The sequence below is a fragment of the Corynebacterium sp. NPDC104732 genome (assembly GCF_055583565.1).
On record NZ_JBVJNS010000011.1, the window covers coordinates 64,090 to 84,432 of the forward strand.

The window sequence follows — 20,343 nt, forward strand, 5'->3', positions numbered from 1 at the left end:
TGGAGAATTCACCTCCTGGTGGTTGTGGGTGGCGTGCAGCGTGTCGACGCCCGGGAAATGTAAGTCGTGTCCAAAACAACAGCCTGGTCAGGCGGATCGGCGCCTCCGATAAGGCGCACGAGCCCGTCGTAGGCATGCTCTGACATGGCGACAACGTTTTGGTCGATCACCGAAATTGGCGCTGGTTGCAAGGACATATAGACCAGATCGTCGAATCCGACGAAGGCTAGGTCAGTGCCAATGTTGATGCCGTGTTGGTAGCAGTAGTCCAGCGCTCCGAAGGTCATCATGGAATCTCCGGCGATCAGCGCGGTGATACCACGGTGGAGGAGAGCTTGCGCGCCGTCCCAGCCCTTTTTGACGTCGTAGCCGCCACGGAAAATGAAGTCGTTACTGGTCCCGGTGTGTGCGCAGATCTGCTCGAAAGCGGCTAGGCGCTGCGCGCCCGTGGAGGTTTCCACTGGCCCGGAAAGATAACCGATCCTGGTGTGGCCCCGCGCTGTCAGTTCAGCGACGGCCGCCGTGATACCGGGCAGGGCCTGCGACGCGTAGCTGGGAAGTGGAGTGCCGGGCAGTTCGCGGTCGATGAGTACGACCGGGGTGCCTGCGCGGTGGATGTTCATGAGCAGCGACTTGGAATTTTCGCTTGGGACGACGATCATGCCGTCCACCCGCATTTGTGACATGGAATAAATCGCTTGCTTGAGCTGTTCCGGGTCCTCGTTGCTGGTGGTGATGAGGGTGGTGTGGCCGTTGGCGGCGGCGCGTTCCTGGATGGTCGCGGCCATGGTGGCGAAGTAGGGGTTGGTGAGCGACGGGATGGTAAGCCCGATGATGTTGGTGCGGGCGCTGCGTAGGCCCCGGGCTTGCACGTTGGGCTGGTAGTTGAGCTCTCGGGCCACCTGTTGCACGCGCGACCGGGTTTTCTCAGAGATGGATGTTTTTCCTGCCAAAGCGCGGGAGGCCGTGGAGATGGACACGCCGGCAGCTTCGGCGACATCTTTCAGGTTCGCGGGGGTGTTCATGGCGGGTCCTTGACGGCGGCTATGCAAACGTTTGCGTAACGGAATAAGGTCAATCTAAAAGCAGATGGGTGGTTATGTCAAGTGTTCTGGGTCACTTTTTGCTGTGATTGTGTGTCAAGACCTGGCGTGGGTCACATTTTCCACCCGAACACGCACGGCAGAACCACCCGCTAGCCAAAACCCCAAGTAAGCTGGGGAACCATGTACCGCGTATTCGAAGCTTTGGATGAAATGGTTCAGACCGTCGAGCAGGCCTACGGCGTGCCCATGACGGCGAATTGCATGGTGCCACGCAATGACATGCTGGCGCTTCTCGACGACCTCCGCAACGCACTCCCTGTCGAAATTGATGACGCGCAGGATGTGCTTGACCAAAAAGACGAGATTATTCGCGGTGCCGAAGAACGTGCCGCTGAAATTGTGGGCGACGCAGACGCTGAGGCCACTGACCTCATCTCTCGTGCCCGCCACGACTCCGACACCATGCTCGGCGACGCCGAAAACCGCGCTCACGCGATGGTGTCCAAGGCTCAGGATGACGCGGATCGGATCGTGGAAGATGCCCGTCGCGACGCCACCGCCCTGGTCGATCGCGCCACCGCGGAAGCTGAGCGCCTGGACAAGCAGGCGCGGGAATCTTACGATCGCGCGGTCGAAGAAGGGCTCGCCGAGCAGCACCGCCTGGTCTCCGAGGCCGAGGTCGTGCGCCGTGCGAACGAGGAGGCCCACCGCGTCGTCGATGCGGCGCATGCGGACTCCAACCGCCTCCGCCAGGAATGCGATATGTACGTCGACGGCAAACTCGCAGAATTTGAAGAGTCCCTTAGCGCCACGCTGCGCGCCGTCTCCCGTGACCGCACCGCAATTCGTCGCGGTGCGGGAGCTACCGGATCCGCACCGCGCCGAGAGGAGCACTAGTGGCCACCTCACCGTTTCAATTCAACGTGGCGACGCTCGTCCGCGGAGCCACGATGCCGGAACACCGCACCCAAACCGGGCCATCCCCGCAGCGCATCGGCGCCGAAATGATCGCGATTGCCGAAGGGGAAGACGTGGTGGTCGACGCCACCCTCACACCGCTGGGGGAGGGGATCATGGTGGATGCCGTCGTCAAGGCTCCGCTGACCGGACAGTGCGTCCGCTGCCTGAATCCCCTCGCGCCCACGCAGGAATTCCACATCAACGAAGTGTTCGCGGTGTCCGCCGACTTCATCCAAAGTGATGAGTCTGACGAAGACGATGTGCCAATGGTGGAAGGCGACCAGATTGACCTGCTGCAAAGCATCATCGACGCCGCCGGCCTAGAGTTGCCATTCAACCCGGTGTGCGAGTATTTTGACCTCCAGTGCGGGGCCGAGGATGTCCCCGCCCCGGATGGAATTTCGGGTGAAGAAGACGACCGCCCAGACCCTCGCTGGGCTGGACTGGAGAAGTTTAAGTGAGCCGCAAAAAGGGGCGTCTAACCGGGCAAGAAGCCCTCGACGCCGCGTTCAACGCCGTGGACCACGCGCCACTGCTGGAGAAATTGGGCATTGAGCTTGCCGACGAACACCTGCGCCTAGCCCTCACCCACCGTTCGTTCGCGAACGAAAATGGCATGCTGCCGAACAATGAGCGTCTCGAATTCCTCGGCGACGCCGTCCTCGGCTTGTCCGTGGCGACGCAGCTGTACCACCAGTACCCGGATCGGCCGGAATCGGACATCTCTAAGATGCGCGCCTCGATCGTGAGCCGGTACGGCCTCGCGGACATCGCCCGAGAAATCGGCCTCGGCCAGCACATCCTGCTGGGCAAGGGGGAGGATTCCACCGACGGCCGCGAAAAGGATTCAATCCTGGCGGACACGACCGAAGCCCTGCTCGGCGCGCTGTACATCCAACATGGCTTCGAACCTGCCCGTGACGTGGTGCTACGCCTGTTCAAGCACAAGATCGATACCGCGTCCGCCGTCGGCCTGCACCAGGACTGGAAGACCACGCTGCAGGAAAAGGTCGCCGAGAAACGCCTGCCGGCGCCAGTGTACGAGTCCGAAGCGACCGGCCCGGAACACGAGCAGATCTTCACTTCCCACGTGCTCATCAACGGCGAGCGCAAGGGTACCGGCACGGGCACGAACAAAAAGCTCGCCGAACAACAAGCTGCTCACCAGGCGTTCCTCGCGATCCGCTAATGCCGGAGCTGCCAGAAGTAGAGGTGGTGCGGCGGGGTCTGTTGGACCACGTCGTTGGCACACGCTTGACGACGGTCGAAGTGCTGCATCCCCGGACGGCGCGCCGCCAGATCGGCGGTGGCGTCGAACTCTCAGCCCGGCTCAGTGGTGCGCGGGTCACGGGCGTCGATAGGCGTGGCAAATACCTCTGGCTGGTGCTTGACTCCGGCGCCTTGCTTGTTCACCTAGGGATGAGCGGGCAGATACTCATCAAATCTGCTGGCGCCAACCCGCATCCGCACTTGCGGGCACGAGCAATATTGGATTCCGGTAATGAGCTGTGGTTCGTTGACCAGCGCACCTTCGGATACTGGCACATCGGCGAGTTAGTGGATGGGGTGCCGGAATTGGTGACCCATGTGGCACCTGACCTGCTGGAACCGGCATTTTCCATGTCCAAGACTGTCGCGCGGATTCGTGCTAAGCGGTCGGGGATCAAGCGGGTGTTGCTGGATCAGACGGTCGTTTCAGGCATCGGCAATATCTACGCCGATGAAATGCTGTGGCAAGCCCAGATACACGGTGAAGTATTAGCGTCCTCGTTGTCCGATGAAGAGGTCACGCGATTGCTCGTCGCCGGTATCGATGTGATGCAGCGGGCCCTGGCGCAGGGCGGCACCTCCTTTGATTCCTTGTATATCAATGTCAACGGGCAGTCGGGCTATTTCTCCCGCTCGCTCAATGCGTACGGGCAGCAGGGGAAGCCGTGCCCGCGCTGCGGGACGCTGATGGTGCGGGAGCAGTTCGCGAACCGAGGATCGCACTTTTGCCCGAAGTGCCAGCGATTGCGCTGAGGGGTTATAGCTAGTCAATCGGATTTTTGCTGTTTGTAAGCTCTACTGAACTGCCGATGGAAGGGTGAACTGACTGCGAACTGCGTAGTTTCTTATTTCCTAGGGGTGAACGCCATGCATGCCGCCTACACGGTGCGGCTGCTCTTGGGTGCTGCCGTGCCCTTTTCGATCTAGCTGCTGTTTTGTCCTTAGACGGGCTTTGGATCGCTTACCCAAGTCATTAATTCTGTTTTTTATGACTGACTAAGGAACTTATCGTGCATATTGCACAGCTTCTCACCGCATTCGACACTCAAGTTCGGCTTGATCCGGGCCCGTGCGAACGAGGCATTGAGGCGCGGGATCGAGCTACTTCAGGTTGACGCGACTGAAGATAGTCGCCCGATTCTGGAATCGCTTGGCTTGACCTGCGTGGGGAAGACCACGCCATACCGCCATGGCTAGGTGAACGAAGCGGGCAGCGTTGGAGTGGCTCAGCTAGTGGTCGGCGCCGCCCCAGCGAACTTCCTTGATTTGGTCGCAGAATGGCATTATCAGTAAGCAACGGATTCATCCACTCCGTTCAGTCCGACTGGATCACAAGGGCATGGCAGATTCCTCATCGCGTATTTTGGATCCTGAAGACCCCGGAACGATCACTGGTTCGCCATATCGCCGGGGTTTCGTCTTGTGTCCGGTTTCCCCCAAGCATGACAGCCTAGGAGACGGATCTGACACTTTCCTGCGCGATCCGCGGCCCAGCGTTCGGCAATGTCCGGCATTGGCGCACGCCAATGTCGGAATGTCGAGTAGTCAGGCTACTTCGATCGCTCGCTCGATGCCTACGGCCGTGAAGGTCTACCCTGCAAGCGATGTGGTGCGCCGATGCGACGGATCCAGTTCACCAACCGGAGCTCGACGTTCTGCCCGAGGTGCCAGAAACTCCGTTGATCGCTTGAAGTCCGTTATGGGAGGATTCGGGCATGGTGTCTTTCGGTGATCTCCTTGCTCGGGAGCGTTCTGTAGTCAATCCTCGGGAGCTGTCTCCGTCGGCGTCATGCGGAACGGTCGGCGCTGCGTTAGAGACAGAGTCCGGTGATGTCTTCTTGGGTGTGTGCGTGGACATGTCGTCCTCAGTGGGGTTCTGCGCCGAGCATGCCGCTGCCGACGCGATGCTCAGGCTGGGCACAATGTCGTGGTGCGCATGGTGGCAGTGAGCCGACGAGGGCCAGTCCTTGCGCCGTGTGGACGCTGCCGTGAGTTCATCTCGCAACTCTCACCGAAGAACCTGGACGCTGAGGTGTTTGTCAACGAGACGGAGGTCGTGCGGTTGCGCGAGTTGCTGCCACATCGGTGGCCTTCCGACTGATCCGGAGACTGACTGTGCGCATGTATTGAGGCGGCGTACGTCATCGCGTACGCTTGATGTATGACTTCGATTCCCGCAACCACCGCGCGTGCGAACCTGTACCGTCTGATCGATCAGGTCAACGACGAGTCCGAGCCGCTAACCATCACCGGCCAACGGGGCAATGCCGTGCTGGTGGGGGAGGATGACTGGCGTGCGATCCAGGAGACGCTGTTCCTCGAGTCGATCCCCGGGATGACCGCCTCCATTCGTGAGGCTCGTGCGGAGGGCTTCGAGGCTGCGTCGAACGAGTTGCCGTGGTAGCTGGTCCGTGGCGGGTGGTCTACTCGCGCCAAACCCAGAAGGATGCCAGGAAATTGGCAGCAGCAGGGCTGAAGCCCAAGGCGTCGGCGCTGCTGGAACTGATTGCTGAGGATCCCTTTGCTGCTCCGCCCAGGTTCGAGAAGCTCGTCGGTGATCTGTCCGGTTGCTATTCGCGGCGCATTAACATCCAGCACCGTCTGGTCTATGAGGTCTTTCCTGATGAGCGCGTCGTTCACGTCCTGAGGATGTACACCCACTACGAGTGATCGAGGAGTCCGGTACGGTCTGGCACTCTTCGGTGCAGGTGAATGTCAGAAAGTCAAGTAGTCGGGCTATTTCTCCCGCTCGCTCAATGCTTACGGGCAGCAGGGGAGGCCGTGCCCGCGCTGTGGGACGTTGATGGTGCGGGAGCAGTTCGCGAACCGAGGATCACACTTTTGCCCGATGTGCCAGCGGTTACGCTGAGCGGTGCAACGAGACATGTGTTACCTGCCGAGTCGCATAAGGTAACAGGCGGGAAGAATTTCGGGGCTCGAGTTATTAAGTATCGTTAAATTCCAGTTACTCTACCTTTATGGAAAACCTCCTTACATACGTTGAGGCGTTCAATGAACAGTACTGGAAGTTCATGATCGTCCTCCTAGTTGGCGCAGGCCTGTGGTTCTGCATCACCACGATTGTGGTTCAAATCCGCTATGTCCCTGACATGTTCAAAGCGGTCGCAGAAAAGCCCTCGGATATCTCGGATGGTCAAAAGGGCATTTCCGCGTTTAAGGCATTTACGATCTCCGCGGCATCCCGCGTCGGCACCGGCAATGTGGCCGGTGTTGCCGTCGCCATCGCTGCCGGTGGTCCAGGCGCCGTGTTCTGGATGTGGATGCTCGCTGTGATCGGCGGCGCAACATCGTTCGTGGAATCCACGTTGGCGCAGGCGTTCAAGGTGCGGGACAAGTCGTCGTACCGCGGCGGCCCTGCGTACTACATCACCAAGGTGTGGAACCTGAAGTGGCTGGCCACCTTGTTCGTCTTTATGATCACCGTCACCTACGGTTTCGTGTTTAATGCGGTGCAGTCGAATTCTATTTCTTCTGCGATGGTGACGTCCTTTGACGCTGATCCGAGGAAGATCAAGTTGATCGTCGGTGGGGTGTTGGCGCTGTTAACTGCTGCCATTATTTTCGGTGGTGTGCAGCGTATCGCGAACGTCACGCAGGTGGTGGTGCCGGCGATGGCGACGATGTACATCGCGGTCGGCATCATCGTTCTCGCGCTGAATGCGGACAAGATCCCTGGCATGGTGGTGTCCATTTGGGAGCATGCGTTCGGTATTCGTGAGTTCGCGGGTGCAACCCTTGGCACCGTGATTATGAAGGGCGTCCAGCGTGGTCTGTTCTCTAACGAGGCTGGTATGGGTTCCGTCCCGAACGCTGCCGCCACCGCGTCGGTGTCTCACCCTGTGAAGCAGGGCCTGATTCAGACCTTGGGCGTGTACTTTGACACCATCGTGGTGTGCTCTATCACCGCGTTCATCATCCTGCTGGCCCGCGGCGACATTGATGAAGGGCTCGAAGGCATGGAGATGACGCAGAACGCGCTGGCCTCCAACGTGGGCGCGTGGGGTATCCACTTCCTGACCGTGGTGATCGTATTCCTGGCGTTCTCCTCCGTGATCGGTAACTACTACTACGGCGAGAGCAACATCGAGTTCATCACCCAGTCCAAGGCTGTTCTGGCAATTTACCGAGCTTTGGTAGCCCTATGTGTATTCGGCGGCGCGCTTGGTTCCGTGCCACTGGTGTGGGCGTTGGCCGACACCTTCTCCGGTCTGATGGCTACCGTGAACCTGCTGGCTATCATCCCGATGGGTGGCATTGCGGTGGCGCTGCTGAAGAACTTCGCTGAGCAGCGCGCCCGTGGCGAAAACCCAGTGTTCCACCGCGATGATGTCAAGGGCATCCGTGGCTGGGAAGGCATGGAATGCTGGGATGGCTCTGACCCGATCACCCGCCGATGAACCGCCTCACCGCGTTCGTCCATGGCCACGTCCAAGGCGTGGGGTTCCGTTGGCACACCCGCGCCAAAGCGCTGGAACTCGGCCTCACCGGCAGCGCCACCAACCTCGTCGATGGCCGGGTGTGCGTCGTCGCCGAAGGACCTGCTGCAGCCTGCGAATCTCTGCTCGCCTGGCTACGCAGCGGGACGACGCCCGGTTCCGTCACCACCGTCGTTGAGCAGTGGTCGGATCCCCGGGGCCTCTCAGGGTTTGAGGTGCGCTAGTTTTCGGCTTGTAGCCAGGTGAAGCGTGTGGGGTTTGCCCTCGGGGCTAAATTCTGCGCCATGGTGGTGGCCCTTGCGGTGTGATTGTGAAGATAGGTCCCGATAACAGTGGCGATGGAATTAAAGACTTACGTCGAGAAGTAACAGGTTGGTCAATAGGCATAGCTGTAAGGCTTTCTCCCGGTGTGGGCACCGGGCTTAGCGCCGCGTAAATCCTTCCAAGAAAACGTCCGCAGTCCCAACCATGGCCCCGACATTACGCCCCCGAGATTGCCCTAAAAACGCTTCGATGAGCCCGAACTTCGGGAGGGTAATGTCGGGGCCAATGCACAAACAACCAGGCATACCCCAGTGTGGCGGCACACCCCTTCTAGGAGGCGGGCAATGGCGACCCCGAAACCAAATTCCGTGCAGCCACTCCCAGGATTCAATTCCCTGGCGTGGGAAACTGCGATTCTCATGTGCCCCTCCTAGTCGAAAACTTAGCCACAGGTTGGCTGATGTCGGGTGTTATCATCGCAAGGTGCACCTTAAATCGCTGACTCTCAAAGGATTCAAGTCTTTTGCCTCGTCAACGACCCTAAAATTTGAACCTGGGATCTGTGCGGTGGTGGGGCCGAACGGTTCGGGTAAATCCAACGTGGTGGATGCGCTGGCGTGGGTGATGGGGGAGCACTCCGCGAAGACCCTGCGTGGCGGGAAGATGGAAGATGTCATCTTCGCGGGTGCAGGGGATCGGAAACCCTTGGGTCGCGCGGAAGTGACCCTGACCATCGATAACTCCGATGGGGCGCTGCCGATTGACTTCACGGAAGTGTCAGTCACGCGTCGGATGTTCCGCGACGGTGCCAGCGAATACGAAATCAACGGTGCGAAGGCGCGCCTGATGGATGTGCAGGAACTGCTGTCCGATTCTGGTATCGGCAGGGAAATGCACGTGATCGTGGGACAGGGGCGACTGGCTCAAATCTTGGAGTCCAAGCCGGAAGAGCGACGCGCTTTCATTGAAGAGGCCGCGGGCGTGCTCAAGCACCGGCGTCGGAAAGAAAAAGCGCAGCGCAAGCTGGTTAACATGCAGGCGAACCTGGATCGCCTGACGGACCTTACCGGCGAGTTGAAGAGGCAGCTCAAGCCGCTGGCTCGCCAGGCCGAAACCGCCCAAAAGGCGGCCACCGTGCAGGCAGAAGTGAGGGATGCAAGGCTGCGCATCGCCGGCGCTAACTTGGTCGAACTACAAGAAAAGCTCTCGAATGTCGACCAGCAGACCAGGATCCTCGCCGAGCAGGTCGAAGACCTGACCGAGCGCCTGGAAGAAGCCACCGCCACCACCGTGGAACTTGAAGCGATGCTGGAGCGCGCCACCAAAGAATCAGACGCTGCACAACAGCTGTGGTTTCAGCTGTCCGCGCTCGCTGAGCGCGTGTCCGCTACGGTCCGCATCGCCGCTGATCGTGCCACAGCCAGCCCTGACATCCCTTACAACGGCCCAGACGCCGATGACCTGGAACGACGTGCCGACCAGGCCGAACAACAGCAAGCCGAACTCGACCAGGCCGTTGAGATCGCCCGCGAACGCCTCGAATCCATCCGCGAGCAAGTCGAGGAACACGAAGACGCACTGAAACAAGCAGACCAGGAACACCTGGCGCGAGTCCGGGCTATCGCAGACCGCCGGGAAGGGGTCGTCAGGCTGCTTGCCGCAGAAGAATCCCACCGAGCGCAGGTGACAGCAAGCAAAGCCGAAGCCGAGCGTCTGGAAGAGGAACTCGAACTCACGCTTGAGCGCGCACACACAGCAACCAGCGAGCACGCCACTCTGCTCGAGGACATCGAACGGCTCACCGCAGAGCGTGCTCCCCTGGAGGACAAGCACACCCGTGCTGCTGCCGAGGCTGGCGCCGCTGAATCCCGCCTCGAACAACTGCGTACTCAGCAGCGGGACTTGGAACGCGCAGTTTCCCGGTGGGAATCCCGCATCGACACGCTCAAACAGACCTCCCCAAAACACGCCGTTCAACTGGATGATTGGCACCCCATTACTGATTTCATTACCCCGCACAAGGGCATGGAAAAAGCGCTGTCCGCGGCACTGGGCGCCACCGCCGAAGCTCTTAGTGGCGACAATGTGGCCCAAGCTCTGGAACGTATCGACGCGGAACACATCTCCCGCACAGTACTCATCGAAGCATCCACCGCCACCGAGTGGCGCATGGACGCGCAACTGCCGAAAGGCGCCTCGTGGTTGTTGGATCACGTGGACGTCGATAAGCGTTATGCACGGCCACTGACCCGGCTGCTTGCCGACGTCGTCCTCACCGACGCCGCCACCGCCCCCGCCGTCATCGAACACGACCCCCGGCTGCGCGCTGTCACTCCGGACGGCACCCTGCGTGGCGAAGGCTGGGTCGCAGTGGGCTCTGGCACCCTGGCCGTGGAAACCGCCGCCCACATCGCTGAAGCTGCCGACGAACTCGCCCGCGCCCAAGCCGACCTCGCCGACATCGCCGGCACCCTCCAAGGCGCCATCCAGGCTGCGGAAGAAGCTCGCATCGACGCCGCCGGCGCCAAGTCTGCCCTCCGCGAACACGATACCCACCTCGAATCCCTCGCCCGCGATGCCGAACGCCTCGCTAAACAAGCCCTGGCCAGCACAAACGAACACGAACGCATGGCAGCCCGCGTCCAACAAGCCGAGCTGCGCGCCATTGAAGCACAACAACAACTCGACGAGACCCTCGACCGCCTCGCCCGCGTCGAGGACCAGGAGGAAGAAGAACCCTCCACCGAAGAGCGCGACGCAGCCCAAGCCGCCCTTGCCCAGGTCAAAGCCATGGACATGGAAGCCCGCCTGTCGCTACGCACCGCCGAGGAACGCGCTGGACAGTCCCGCGGCCGGGCCGACCAGCTCCGCCGCCAAGCAACCCATGAACGCCAAGCCAAGGCCCGCCACGAACAGGCTATGGCCTCCCGCCGAGCTGCTAGGGAACTTGCCAAGGCAGTGGAGCGCAACGCGCTGCTCATCCAAGATCGCGTGGCGGATGCGCTCACCAATGCAGAACAAGAGCGCGCCCGCACAGCCTCGACCAAGTCCACAGTGAGTGCCGAGCTGGGCAAAGCAAAGGACGAGGTGCGGGAACTCCAGCAGCAGCTGAACAAGCTCAGCGATTCCAAGCACGCCTCGGATATCGCGCGGTCCCAGGCCCAGGTGCGCATTGAGGAAGCGCAGACCCAAGCGGAAAGCCAACTGGGAGTCCCCGTTGCGGTGCTGCTCAGCGACTATGCCCCGGATGATGACTTTGACAAGGGCGCGGAGTTAGCGCGCCTGAAAAAGGCTGAAAAAGCGCTGGCCTCGTTGGGTAAGGTCAACCCGCTGGCGCTGGAGGAATTCAAGGCGCTGGAGGAACGCTACGAGTATCTGGCTGGTCAGCTCGCCGATGTGGAGAAGGCGCGCGCCGATCTGAATGGCGTGATCGAGGACGTCGACGCCCAAATCCTGCAGCTGTTCACTGACGCGTGGCATGACGTGGAGCGCGAATTCCCGGCTGTGTTCGCCACCCTCTTTCCCGGTGGTCAGGGCCGGTTGGTGCTCACGGAGCCGGAGGACATGCTGACCACGGGTATTGAAGTGGAGGCGCGCCCGCCAGGCAAGAAGGTCAAGCGCCTGACCTTACTGTCGGGCGGTGAGAAGTCGCTTACGGCGCTAGCGATGCTCGTTGCCATTTTCAAGGCGCGCCCGAGCCCGTTCTACGTCATGGACGAGGTGGAAGCAGCGCTGGACGACACCAACCTGCGTCGCCTCATCGCACTGTTTGAAAAACTGCGGGAAACATCACAGCTCATCGTGATTACCCACCAAAAACCCACCATGGACGTGGCAAATGTGCTGTACGGGGTTACCATGCGAGGAGACGGCGTCACCCGGGTCATCAGCCAGCGGATGAGTCCTGCTAAAAATTAAGGGTTACCAACGAAAGGAAGAACATTGAGCGGCGGCCAACCGATTGCAGATTTGCAGGATTCTCTACTGGGGTGGGCATCCCAGACGGAACTGGAGCTCGCCCAAACCCTCGCCGATATTTCCTTCTTCCCAGACTCTGGGCTGTCCCGCGACGAGCTGCAGCGCATCGAGCGGTTCTTCGGCACCTTCGTGCGCCGTCAGCTGTCCGCTGGCGCCGATTTTGCCGCGCTTATCGACGTCATGCCCGCCCTCACCACCACCACACTGATTAAGCGTGCCTCCCGAATGGTGGAACGCGGACAGTTCTTTGTCGAATACTGTGCCGGCCTCGAGTTGGACGCAGCGCTTGCCGACGTCCCCGCAGCGAAAGTGTTCGAGCTGCTGGACAAGACTGGCCTATTCGTTGGCTCCGAGGATCCTGTCCTCGCACTGGAATTGCACACCGGTGTGACCAGCGCCAAGATCCCTGATGTGCTCGAAGCCATGGATGGGGACTTTGACCCCGCTGAGCTCGATATTCCGCTGAGCCAGTTCCACGACAAGCTCTTCCAGGACATCGCTGCGGTACGCGCGTTTTCCCTCGAACACCCGAAATCGTGGCTCGACCGAGACCGTTCCCATTTGGAGCTCGCGCCCCTGGTGAATGACTCAGTGGTGGAGGAGCTGAAGGAACGTCCCGCCGGTACCGAGAACCGTCGTATGGCGGTCGGTGTGGCCACTCGTGAGTTGCGGCCCCGCGTGATCCTCGATGCTGCCCGCAGGAAAGTGTGCCTACGCCTGCCAGAGCAGCACGTGGGTGAAGGAACGGAGATCGTGTGGCGGGTGTCTATGGAGGGCACGACCCGGATTTTCCGGACCGGACGCCCGTGGGGCGACACCTCGCCCTTCACCGAGGCCTTGGATATCACCCTCGATAGGCCACTGCGTGAGCTGACCGTGGTGGACTCCACCAACAACATCACCTGGACGGTCCCAGTGGTGGACTCTGAGGACCCCATGTTGGTGTTCAGCCCCAAGGGCCACGATATCTCCGGGAAAAAGACGCTTCACTACGCAGCCCTGTCTGTCGTGGCGCCTGCGGATGCCGAGCTGGTAGACGTGGTGACGTCCAAGGCGCTTCCAGAGGTAGAGACTTTTGCCATTGAGGGCTGGGACTCCTGGATCTGCCGGGTGCTGGATACCTCCGCGGCGGATTCCATCCAGTTGGTGCGCCCGAATCAGCAGATCTCTCCGGTGCGGCCGGTACGTGCGATTAATCCGCGCCAGCGGGTGACCTTCCGGGATCCGTCCGAACCGGTAGACAATGTGCGCACGGCTTCGGGTCTGCAGGTGCATAGCGCCAGTTTGATCGCTGATTTTCCGCCTACGCTCTCTGGTGCGGATGAGACCTGGTATCTGTCTATTTCCTCGTTCGGTGGCGCCGGTGCTGCGGGTGAGGAAGTGGCTCAGGAAGAGCCCCTGGAGGTGCCGGCTGAGGGCGGTAGCTTTGACATTTTCGACCCCGAGGCCTACGACGATCCGTGGGTGGGAGAGTACCTGGTGCGACTGCGCGGCCCACGCAACGAGTCGTTCCGCCACGAGTACGCCATCGTGGAGGGCATGGCCGCTTCTACCGATTTCGTCGGTCTGGTGCGTTCTGTGCGTATTCCGGCTGCTGGTGGCCTCAGTGAGGCCGTGCTCTTGGTGAAGCCGACCTTTAAGCCATTCGAGATCACCCCTGCCGAGATTTCTGTGGCGCCCGATGCTGCCGAGGCGACCTTCGCCATCACCACGGAGGTGGGGGATCAACTTCCGTTGCGGTTTACTCCGCCGCGACTGCAGTTTGAGCTTCCGCTCGTCGGTAAGCCAGCGGTGTGGCGTACGACGCGTATTGCGTGCCGTGCCGCCGACCTTGACCCCACCCGGCCGATCCGTATCCGCGCAGGTAAGGGCCTGGGGCGGCCGACGATCTCGCTGCGTAACCAGCACGGCGCCCCGGTGCGTACGGTGAAGATGACCTCTTCCGACGAGACCACCTACGAGGCCCTCCTGCCCGCCACCACCATGATGAGCGGCCGCCTCGAACTGGAATGGACCGACCCGCGCAGTAAGAAACGCGCCTCTGTTAACCTCGCCGATATCACCGCCACGCCGACGTTCACCACGCTCACCCTCGACGGCACGCAGCTGCTTGTCGACGGCGATGGGCTCGCAGCCTGGATCTGGCTGGCATCCGCACCGTGGGTTCCCGCGCAATCGCTGACCCTGGATCGCACCACTGAACTACCGGCCGAGCTGGTGGGGGCTGGCGACCTCATTGTGGACGTGCACACCAACGATCCGTTCAATATCCTGCGCGCCCCTTATGCGCCTACCGACGCAGCAATCCGGTTGGAACAAGAAGGCTCTTATGCCGACCCAGACCCGGCGTTCGCCCAACTCTCCGCGTTCCTTGCCGGCGAGGTAGACGTGGCGCCAGAAGATCCGCGCCTCATGCCAGTGCTGTGGGACTACCTGTCATCGTGGAAGGACGAGCACAGCGATAGGGAAGCAGTGCTCACCGCGCTGCGCTCCAACCCGAGCGCCGCGCTCGACGCGCTGTCCGGATCTCTCGTTGCAGCGGAGAAACAGCCGGGCCGTATCATTTCCTCCGGGCTGATCTTGGGGCCGTTCTCCTCTTCCAATTCCGCTGGCGCGCATCGCTCCCCGTGGATCGGCGCGCTGGAACTGATGGGGCAGCTGCCCGCACTGATCGAAAACGAAAAGCCGGTGCGTCCGCTGGTCAAAGAACTTGAGGCGCTGGCCGGAAAACGGCTGGTAGAGGCGCTCTCCACCGGCCGCGACAATACCTTGGACACCGCGTGCATTGATCGTTCCACTGTCCAGCTGGCGATGATGGATGAGGCTCAGCAGCAGGCGTTGCTCGGGGTTCTTTTCTCCCAGGGAGATATTGTCCCAGGCGCCATCATGGATGATTCTTCCCGACTGCTGGCAGTCATGGAGGCGTTCCACAAGCGGGCCACGCTCATCGAACTCATCGACGAGCAGCTCGTTCAAGCGATGGTGAGCACCTTGCGTGCGCTCAAGGGAGCCAGCAAGGCTGTGTACGCTTCCGCTCGCGTCCGCTTCGACAAGCTCGACGGCGTGGACACCGACGCCCGCGAAAATCACTGGGCTCTCGTGCCAGTGGCCTCGATGGTGTTCGCTCTCGCGGCGCGCATGCATGCCCATGGACTCATGGGCAAACCGAAGCTGCTGCTCAAGGCCGCTGCCGAATGGGCCGAGCTTGCGGAAGTGGTGCCGGAGCTGGTTACCGGTGACCTCGTCGCCGCTGAGGCAATGGTGCTGGCAGTGAAGTACCCAGGGATGTAGTCGAATGGGTTTTGCTTAGCTGCTTTTCGGGGGCAGTGGGCCGCTAGTCCTCGTGGGCTGCGTGCCAGTTCTTAACCCGCATTGCGTCCCGGTATGAGTGGGGGCCATTACCAGCGACGTCACCAGCGACGTGCTCGGCGTGAGAGAGCCCCTCACTCAGCAACAGCTCCAAGTGTTCGTCCTTGGCAGAGTAGAACATGAAGGTGCCTTCCCTACGGAAGTTCACCAGCTGCGCGGTCTTGAGTTTGGCCAGATGCTGGCTCACCACCGATGGGGTGACCTCCAAAGTCTCGGCCAGCTGATTGACGTTGAATTCGCCCTGCAACAGCAGCCAGATGATGCGGATACGGGTTGGGTCACTCAAAATGCGGAAAGACTCTGCAGCGAGGTTAGCGTGCATGAGGTCGGGGGCGTGGATCGTATCCTTTTTGTGCATGGAATTACTATAACGCCGGTATTAAAGGGCGATCCAAAATCAAGCGTACGTTTGGGATTTTTCGGGGCTGAAAAGTCCCATCGGTACGCTAAATCCCAAGCAACTACTTGCATATCTGCATAGGTGCGCAGATACTTAAAGAATGTATAAGCACCATGACCACGGTCTGTGGCACAGCGTGAAACATGCGATCGTGCCGCATTCGCACGATCACGCGCATATGATCAGCGATTCTGCCGAAGCCTCCAGAATTGCGATGCGGGCGGCCTGGATTAGCCTCGCAGGTATGGCTGTGACGGCTGCTCTTCAGATTGTCATCGTGGCTATCAGTGGTTCGGTCGGGCTGTTCGCCGACACGATCCACAACCTCGGCCACCTCGTCACCACCATTCCGTTAATTATTGCGTTGCGGTTGGCGCGCCGGGCTCCGTCGAAAAGCTTCACCTTTGGCCTGCGGCGCGCGGAGGACTTGGTGGGCCTGTTTATTGGCCTGGTCATTGCAGCATCTGCCGGGATGATTTTTGTTGACGTCATCGACGCCATGCGCCACCCACGCGACATGACCAACATCGGATGGGTGCTGGCCGCCGCGATCATCGGTGCGCTCGGCAACGAACTTGTCGCGCAATATCGCATCCGGGCGGGACGGAAAGTCGGCTCCGCCGCGCTCATCGCCGAGGGGCAGCATGCGCGCGCCGACGCACTGACCTCCCTCGCCGTGGTTATCGGCGCGGTAGGGGCGATGTTCGGGCACGGCCGGATCGACGCCATCGTGGGCCTCTTCATCGGGGTGATGGTGGTTGGCGTGCTGGTCAGCTCCATGAAGAGCGTGCTCAGCAGGCTTCTCGACGGCGTAGACCCACATCTCATCGACACCGCCACCCACGTGGCCTCAGACCAACAAGGCATCCTTCGAGTATCGGGTGTGCGAGCCCGCTGGCTCGGGCACGAGCTGGTTATGGATGTGCTGGCGGAAATGGAATCTGGGGTGAGCGTCGAGAAGCTGCGTCATATGCAAACCGAACTTTCGCAGCGCATGAAGAGCAAAATCCCTCGCCTAGAAGAGCTTCGATTGCTGCCCGCCTAGGGGTATTCGAGTGGCAGGAGGCGCTGGGTTACTGCCAATATGGAAGCCATGAATATTACCTCTCTCCTCATTGGCGCCCTCGTCGTCCTACTCCTGCTCGTTGTGCTGCTGGTCGTGCTCGGCAACAAACGGAAAAAAGACAAGACTGTTTCCTTTACTAAGGAGGAACAGCCGAAGGAGCTGACCCGCGAGGAAAAGAGCGGTAATTACACCGCTGCCGGCGGGTTTAACTTCGCCCCGGCAAAAGAGCCAGAGCTTCTCGACGGCCAGGAACTCAAACCCGCGGAACCCGCAGCGCCGGAGCCTGTTGAGACTGTCGCGCCCGTTGCGCCAGAACCCGTTGTGGAACCCGTTGCGGAACCTGAGGTGGTCGAGGAACCTGTCGCGCAGGAACCCGCTGCGGAACCTGAGGTGGCACCTGTTGTGGAACCGGAAACCACGGTGACCCAAGAACCAGTTGAAGAGCCTGAGGTTATTGCGGAACCTGTCGCGGATACCCCGATTGCCCAGGAAGTGGCAGAGGAACTGGCGGTGGAACCAGCGGTAGCACCTGCTGAGGAACCTGCTCAAGAACCTGTTGAGCCTTCCGAACCGGAAGTCGTTGCAGAAGCCGAGGAGGCAGCTGAAGCGGCAGCGGTCACCGCTGATGCTGCAGAGGCTGCCCTGGAGCAGACCCCGGTTCCAGAAACAGAGCCGGAACCTGCACCCGCCCCTGCGGAAGAGATCGAGCCTGCCGCTGGCCGTCTGGGTAAGCTGCGTGGCAAGCTGGCGAAGTCCAACAACTTCCTGGGCCAATCGGTTCTGGGCATGCTCACCGCTGGTGACCTGGATGAGGACGCATGGGAGGAGATCGAGGATCAGCTGATTATGGCTGACCTGGGTACCGCGACCACTATGACGGTGGTGGAGTCCCTGCGGGAGAAGATCGCCGAGCGCGGTGTGAACTCCGAAGACGAGGCTCGCGGAATGTTGCGTGAGACGCTGATTGAGGTGGGCAAGCCGGAACTGGATCGCTCGATCAAGGCGATGCCGTATGAGGGCAAGCCGGCCGTCGTGTTGGTGGTGGGCGTGAACGGTACCGGTAAGACCACCACGACCGGCAAGCTCGCTCGTGTGCTGGTGTCCATGGGGCACAAGGTGCTGCTGGGAGCAGCGGATACGTTCCGTGCTGCGGCGGCTGATCAGTTGGAGACGTGGGGCCGTCGGGTGGGCGCCCAGACCGTGCGTGGTGCAGAAGGTGCTGACCCAGCATCCGTCGCATTCGATGCGGTGGCTAAGGGCGTCGAAACGCAAGCCGATGTGGTGTTGATCGACACCGCAGGTCGCCTCCACACCTCCGTCGGCCTGATGGACCAGCTGGGTAAGGTCAAGCGCGTGGTCGAGAAGAAGGCGAAGGTAGACGAGGTCCTGCTCGTTCTCGACGCCACCGTCGGCCAGAACGGCCTCATGCAAGCCCGTACGTTCCGCGACGTCGTGGACATCACCGGCGTAGTGCTGACCAAGCTGGATGGCACGGCCAAGGGTGGCATCGTGTTCCAGGTCCAGGAAGAACTCGGGGTCCCGGTCAAGCTGGTTGGCCTCGGCGAAGGCGCAGATCACCTTGCACCGTTCGAGGTGGAAAGCTTCGTGGACGCTCTGCTCGCCTAACCACAACAGTGTGAATAAAACTTCCAACTGGCGATCCAGACGGGTTTAGGCTGTTTCACATAGGGCTAATGATGGGCCCCTGATGAGATGAAAGAAGGCCCGTCATATGGATACGGAAATGTTTGCCAACATAAGTTGGATGTTGGTCTCGACAGCGCTGGTGTTACTCATGACACCGGCGCTTGCGCTGTTTTATGGGGGAATGTCCCGCCAAAAGTCCGTGCTGAACATGATGATGATGTCGTTCGGCTCGCTGGGCGTCGTCACCGTTATATACGTGTTGTGGGGCTGGTCGATGTCCTACGGCACACAGGACATTGCAGGGTTGTTTTCCAACCCGTTCGAGTTCTTTGGGCTACGTGGTTCGATCGGTACGGCCGACGCCCCGGTGATCTCCACGTTTGGATACCCGACCGTAATTGAAGTGGGGTACCAGCTCACCTTCGCGGTTATCGCCTGTGCGCTTATCTCAGGAGCGTTGGCGGACCGTGTGAAGTTCGGGACTTGGCTGGCCTTCACAGCACTGTGGTCGACGTTCGTCTATTTCCCGCTCGCCCACATGATTTGGGGCGGGGGAGTACTCTCCGAGCACGCACACTCGGTAGCCGCCTGGATGTTCGGGGCCGAGGACGGCGAAGCCAAAGTACCACCAGTGGATTTCGCCGGTGGCACCGCCATCCACATCTCCGCTGGCACGGCTGCGCTCCTGCTGGCAATACTCGTCGGTAAGCGGCATACCTTTATGCGTTCCGCGCACCGCCCGCACAACCTCCCCTTCGTGATGCTCGGCGCGGCGCTGCTGTGGTTCGGCTGGTTCGGCTTCAACGGCGGTTCGGCGCACGAGGCGGGGTGGTCCGCGGGGTTGGCCACGCTCAACACCACCGCCGCAGCCGCCGCAGGCATTCTCGGGTGGCTACTCGCCGAAAAGCTTCGCGACGGCCATGCCACCTCACTCGGTGCCGCTTCCGGCGTCGTCGCGGGACTGGTGGCTATTACGCCTGCTGCCGGAGTGCTCACCCCGGTCACCTCCCTAATCCTGGGATTTTTCGGTGGGGTCCTGGCGGCCTTCGGCGTGGCACTGAAATACCGCTTCAAATTCGACGACTCACTCGATGTAGTCGGCGTCCACCTGGTCGCAGGAGTGTGGGGCACCGTCGGACTGGCGCTGTTCGCGCACGGAAACGGGATCTTCACCGGCGATGTTTCCTATGGTTTCAAGCTGCTCATCGTGCAAACAGTGGTGGCAGCGGTGACGATGCTCTATACCGGAGTGATGACCGCTGTGATTGGGTTCACGCTGGAGAAGACCCTGGGTTGGCGCGTCGACCGCGCGGTAGAGCACGGCGGCATCGACGCGCACGTTCACGGTGAAACCGCCTACGATGCACTCGGAATGGAAGGAAAATAAATGATCAAGCTAGTAAACGCCGTCATCCAGCCGTTCATGCTTGACGACGTGCGCGCTGCCCTCAGCGAGCTCGGAATTCACGGTATGACGGTAACCGAAGTGCAAGGATTCGGCGCGCAGAAAGCTAAGCAAGAGGTCTACCGCGGGGCGAACTACAACCCCGAGTTCGTCAGCAAGTCGAAAATAGAGATCCTGGTGCACGCAGAAGCTGCGGAAAAAGTCATCGAAGCTATTATTGCCTCCGCCCGCACTGGGAAAGTAGGAGACGGGAAAATCTGGGTCACCCCCGTGGAAGAAGCCGTTCGAGTGCGCACTGGGGAGCGGGGGGATGAAGCGCTCTAGCGGTTTTCCAGGCTGAACGCGAGACCTGGAATTCGAGAGTCGGAGTAGAACTAGCGCTATTTGGGGACTGCGGACTTTTTGTTGGAGGGTCTGCGTGGCTGAGCCCGGCGTGTGTTGCCGGGAGGAAGCTGCTTGTTATGCCTGTCAGTAGGACTGTT

General features: G+C 60.7%; 17 protein-coding genes and 2 pseudogenes. 17 read left to right on the forward strand and 2 right to left on the reverse strand.

The features are described from left to right. Positions 1 to 8: 8 nt before the first annotated feature. Entirely contained in the window at positions 9 to 1,025 is a 1,017-nt protein-coding gene (locus tag ACZ6ZO_RS09145; protein ID WP_465292055.1) for a LacI family DNA-binding transcriptional regulator, read from the reverse strand. A 201-nt stretch (positions 1,026 to 1,226) separates the two neighbouring features. On the opposite strand from ACZ6ZO_RS09145, the gene ACZ6ZO_RS09150 reads away from it, so the two are divergent. From ACZ6ZO_RS09150 to ACZ6ZO_RS09210, 13 genes and pseudogenes are all read left to right on the forward strand, one after another. Then, complete coding sequence (locus ACZ6ZO_RS09150) at positions 1,227 to 1,943, forward strand: DivIVA domain-containing protein (RefSeq protein WP_465292057.1); 717 nt, start codon at positions 1,227 to 1,229, stop codon at positions 1,941 to 1,943. Positions 1,944 to 1,996: 53 nt separating this feature from the next. Then, the gene (locus ACZ6ZO_RS09155; RefSeq protein WP_465292085.1) at positions 1,997 to 2,467 is read left to right on the forward strand and encodes a YceD family protein; all 471 of its coding nucleotides are present in this window, start codon (positions 1,997 to 1,999) and stop codon (positions 2,465 to 2,467) included. Further along, positions 2,464 to 3,195 carry a ribonuclease III gene (gene rnc, locus ACZ6ZO_RS09160; RefSeq protein ID WP_208767267.1) on the forward strand — a complete coding sequence of 244 codons (732 nt, stop codon included), beginning with the start codon at positions 2,464 to 2,466 and terminating at the stop codon, positions 3,193 to 3,195. The genes ACZ6ZO_RS09155 and rnc overlap by 4 nt, the downstream gene beginning before the upstream one ends. After that, the gene (mutM, locus tag ACZ6ZO_RS09165; protein WP_465292059.1) at positions 3,195 to 4,028 is read left to right on the forward strand and encodes a bifunctional DNA-formamidopyrimidine glycosylase/DNA-(apurinic or apyrimidinic site) lyase; all 834 of its coding nucleotides are present in this window, start codon (positions 3,195 to 3,197) and stop codon (positions 4,026 to 4,028) included. Before rnc ends, mutM begins: the two co-directional genes overlap by 1 nt. A gap of 792 nt (positions 4,029 to 4,820) precedes the next feature. Continuing rightward, a pseudogene (locus tag ACZ6ZO_RS09170) lies at positions 4,821 to 4,958 on the forward strand (zinc finger domain-containing protein); the annotation flags it as partial. A 163-nt stretch (positions 4,959 to 5,121) separates the two neighbouring features. Beyond that, a complete protein-coding gene (locus tag ACZ6ZO_RS09175; RefSeq protein ID WP_465292061.1) occupies positions 5,122 to 5,376 on the forward strand; it encodes a hypothetical protein in 255 nt (84 codons plus the stop codon). A gap of 60 nt (positions 5,377 to 5,436) precedes the next feature. Then, positions 5,437 to 5,679, forward strand: coding sequence for a type II toxin-antitoxin system Phd/YefM family antitoxin (locus ACZ6ZO_RS09180; RefSeq protein ID WP_208767269.1), 243 nt, complete (start codon positions 5,437 to 5,439; stop codon positions 5,677 to 5,679). Between the two features lie 14 nt (positions 5,680 to 5,693). Then, positions 5,694 to 5,945: a Txe/YoeB family addiction module toxin gene (locus ACZ6ZO_RS09185; RefSeq protein ID WP_417924937.1), complete on the forward strand. Its 252-nt coding sequence runs from the start codon at positions 5,694 to 5,696 to the stop codon at positions 5,943 to 5,945. 61 nt (positions 5,946 to 6,006) lie between these two features. Next, positions 6,007 to 6,144, forward strand: a pseudogene (locus tag ACZ6ZO_RS09190) (zinc finger domain-containing protein); the annotation flags it as partial. A gap of 109 nt (positions 6,145 to 6,253) precedes the next feature. Then, positions 6,254 to 7,693 (forward strand): alanine/glycine:cation symporter family protein, encoded by a 1,440-nt coding sequence (locus ACZ6ZO_RS09195; protein ID WP_465292064.1) that lies wholly within the window; start codon positions 6,254 to 6,256, stop codon positions 7,691 to 7,693. Next, a complete protein-coding gene (locus tag ACZ6ZO_RS09200) occupies positions 7,690 to 7,956 on the forward strand; it encodes an acylphosphatase (protein ID WP_465292066.1) in 267 nt (88 codons plus the stop codon). The genes ACZ6ZO_RS09195 and ACZ6ZO_RS09200 overlap by 4 nt, the downstream gene beginning before the upstream one ends. A gap of 523 nt (positions 7,957 to 8,479) precedes the next feature. Then, a complete protein-coding gene (gene smc / locus ACZ6ZO_RS09205) occupies positions 8,480 to 11,914 on the forward strand; it encodes a chromosome segregation protein SMC (protein ID WP_465292068.1) in 3,435 nt (1,144 codons plus the stop codon). Positions 11,915 to 11,938: 24 nt separating this feature from the next. Beyond that, complete coding sequence (locus ACZ6ZO_RS09210; RefSeq protein ID WP_465292070.1) at positions 11,939 to 15,265, forward strand: hypothetical protein; 3,327 nt, start codon at positions 11,939 to 11,941, stop codon at positions 15,263 to 15,265. A 43-nt stretch (positions 15,266 to 15,308) separates the two neighbouring features. On the opposite strand, the gene ACZ6ZO_RS09215 is transcribed toward ACZ6ZO_RS09210, so the two are convergent. Continuing rightward, entirely contained in the window at positions 15,309 to 15,701 is a 393-nt protein-coding gene (locus tag ACZ6ZO_RS09215; RefSeq protein WP_182386404.1) for an ArsR/SmtB family transcription factor, read from the reverse strand. Positions 15,702 to 15,843: 142 nt separating this feature from the next. Between ACZ6ZO_RS09215 and ACZ6ZO_RS09220 the strand changes: the two genes are divergently transcribed. The 4 genes from ACZ6ZO_RS09220 (at position 15,844) to ACZ6ZO_RS09235 (ending at position 20,185) form a co-directional block, all read left to right on the forward strand. After that, positions 15,844 to 16,788 carry a cation diffusion facilitator family transporter gene (locus ACZ6ZO_RS09220; RefSeq protein ID WP_465292073.1) on the forward strand — a complete coding sequence of 315 codons (945 nt, stop codon included), beginning with the start codon at positions 15,844 to 15,846 and terminating at the stop codon, positions 16,786 to 16,788. A 48-nt stretch (positions 16,789 to 16,836) separates the two neighbouring features. Continuing rightward, positions 16,837 to 18,435 (forward strand): signal recognition particle-docking protein FtsY, encoded by a 1,599-nt coding sequence (gene ftsY, locus ACZ6ZO_RS09225; RefSeq protein WP_465292075.1) that lies wholly within the window; start codon positions 16,837 to 16,839, stop codon positions 18,433 to 18,435. Between the two features lie 106 nt (positions 18,436 to 18,541). Then, positions 18,542 to 19,843 carry an ammonium transporter gene (locus ACZ6ZO_RS09230; protein WP_465292077.1) on the forward strand — a complete coding sequence of 434 codons (1,302 nt, stop codon included), beginning with the start codon at positions 18,542 to 18,544 and terminating at the stop codon, positions 19,841 to 19,843. Between the two features lie 3 nt (positions 19,844 to 19,846). Then, a complete protein-coding gene (locus tag ACZ6ZO_RS09235; RefSeq protein ID WP_465292087.1) occupies positions 19,847 to 20,185 on the forward strand; it encodes a P-II family nitrogen regulator in 339 nt (112 codons plus the stop codon). Positions 20,186 to 20,343: the final 158 nt, after the last annotated feature.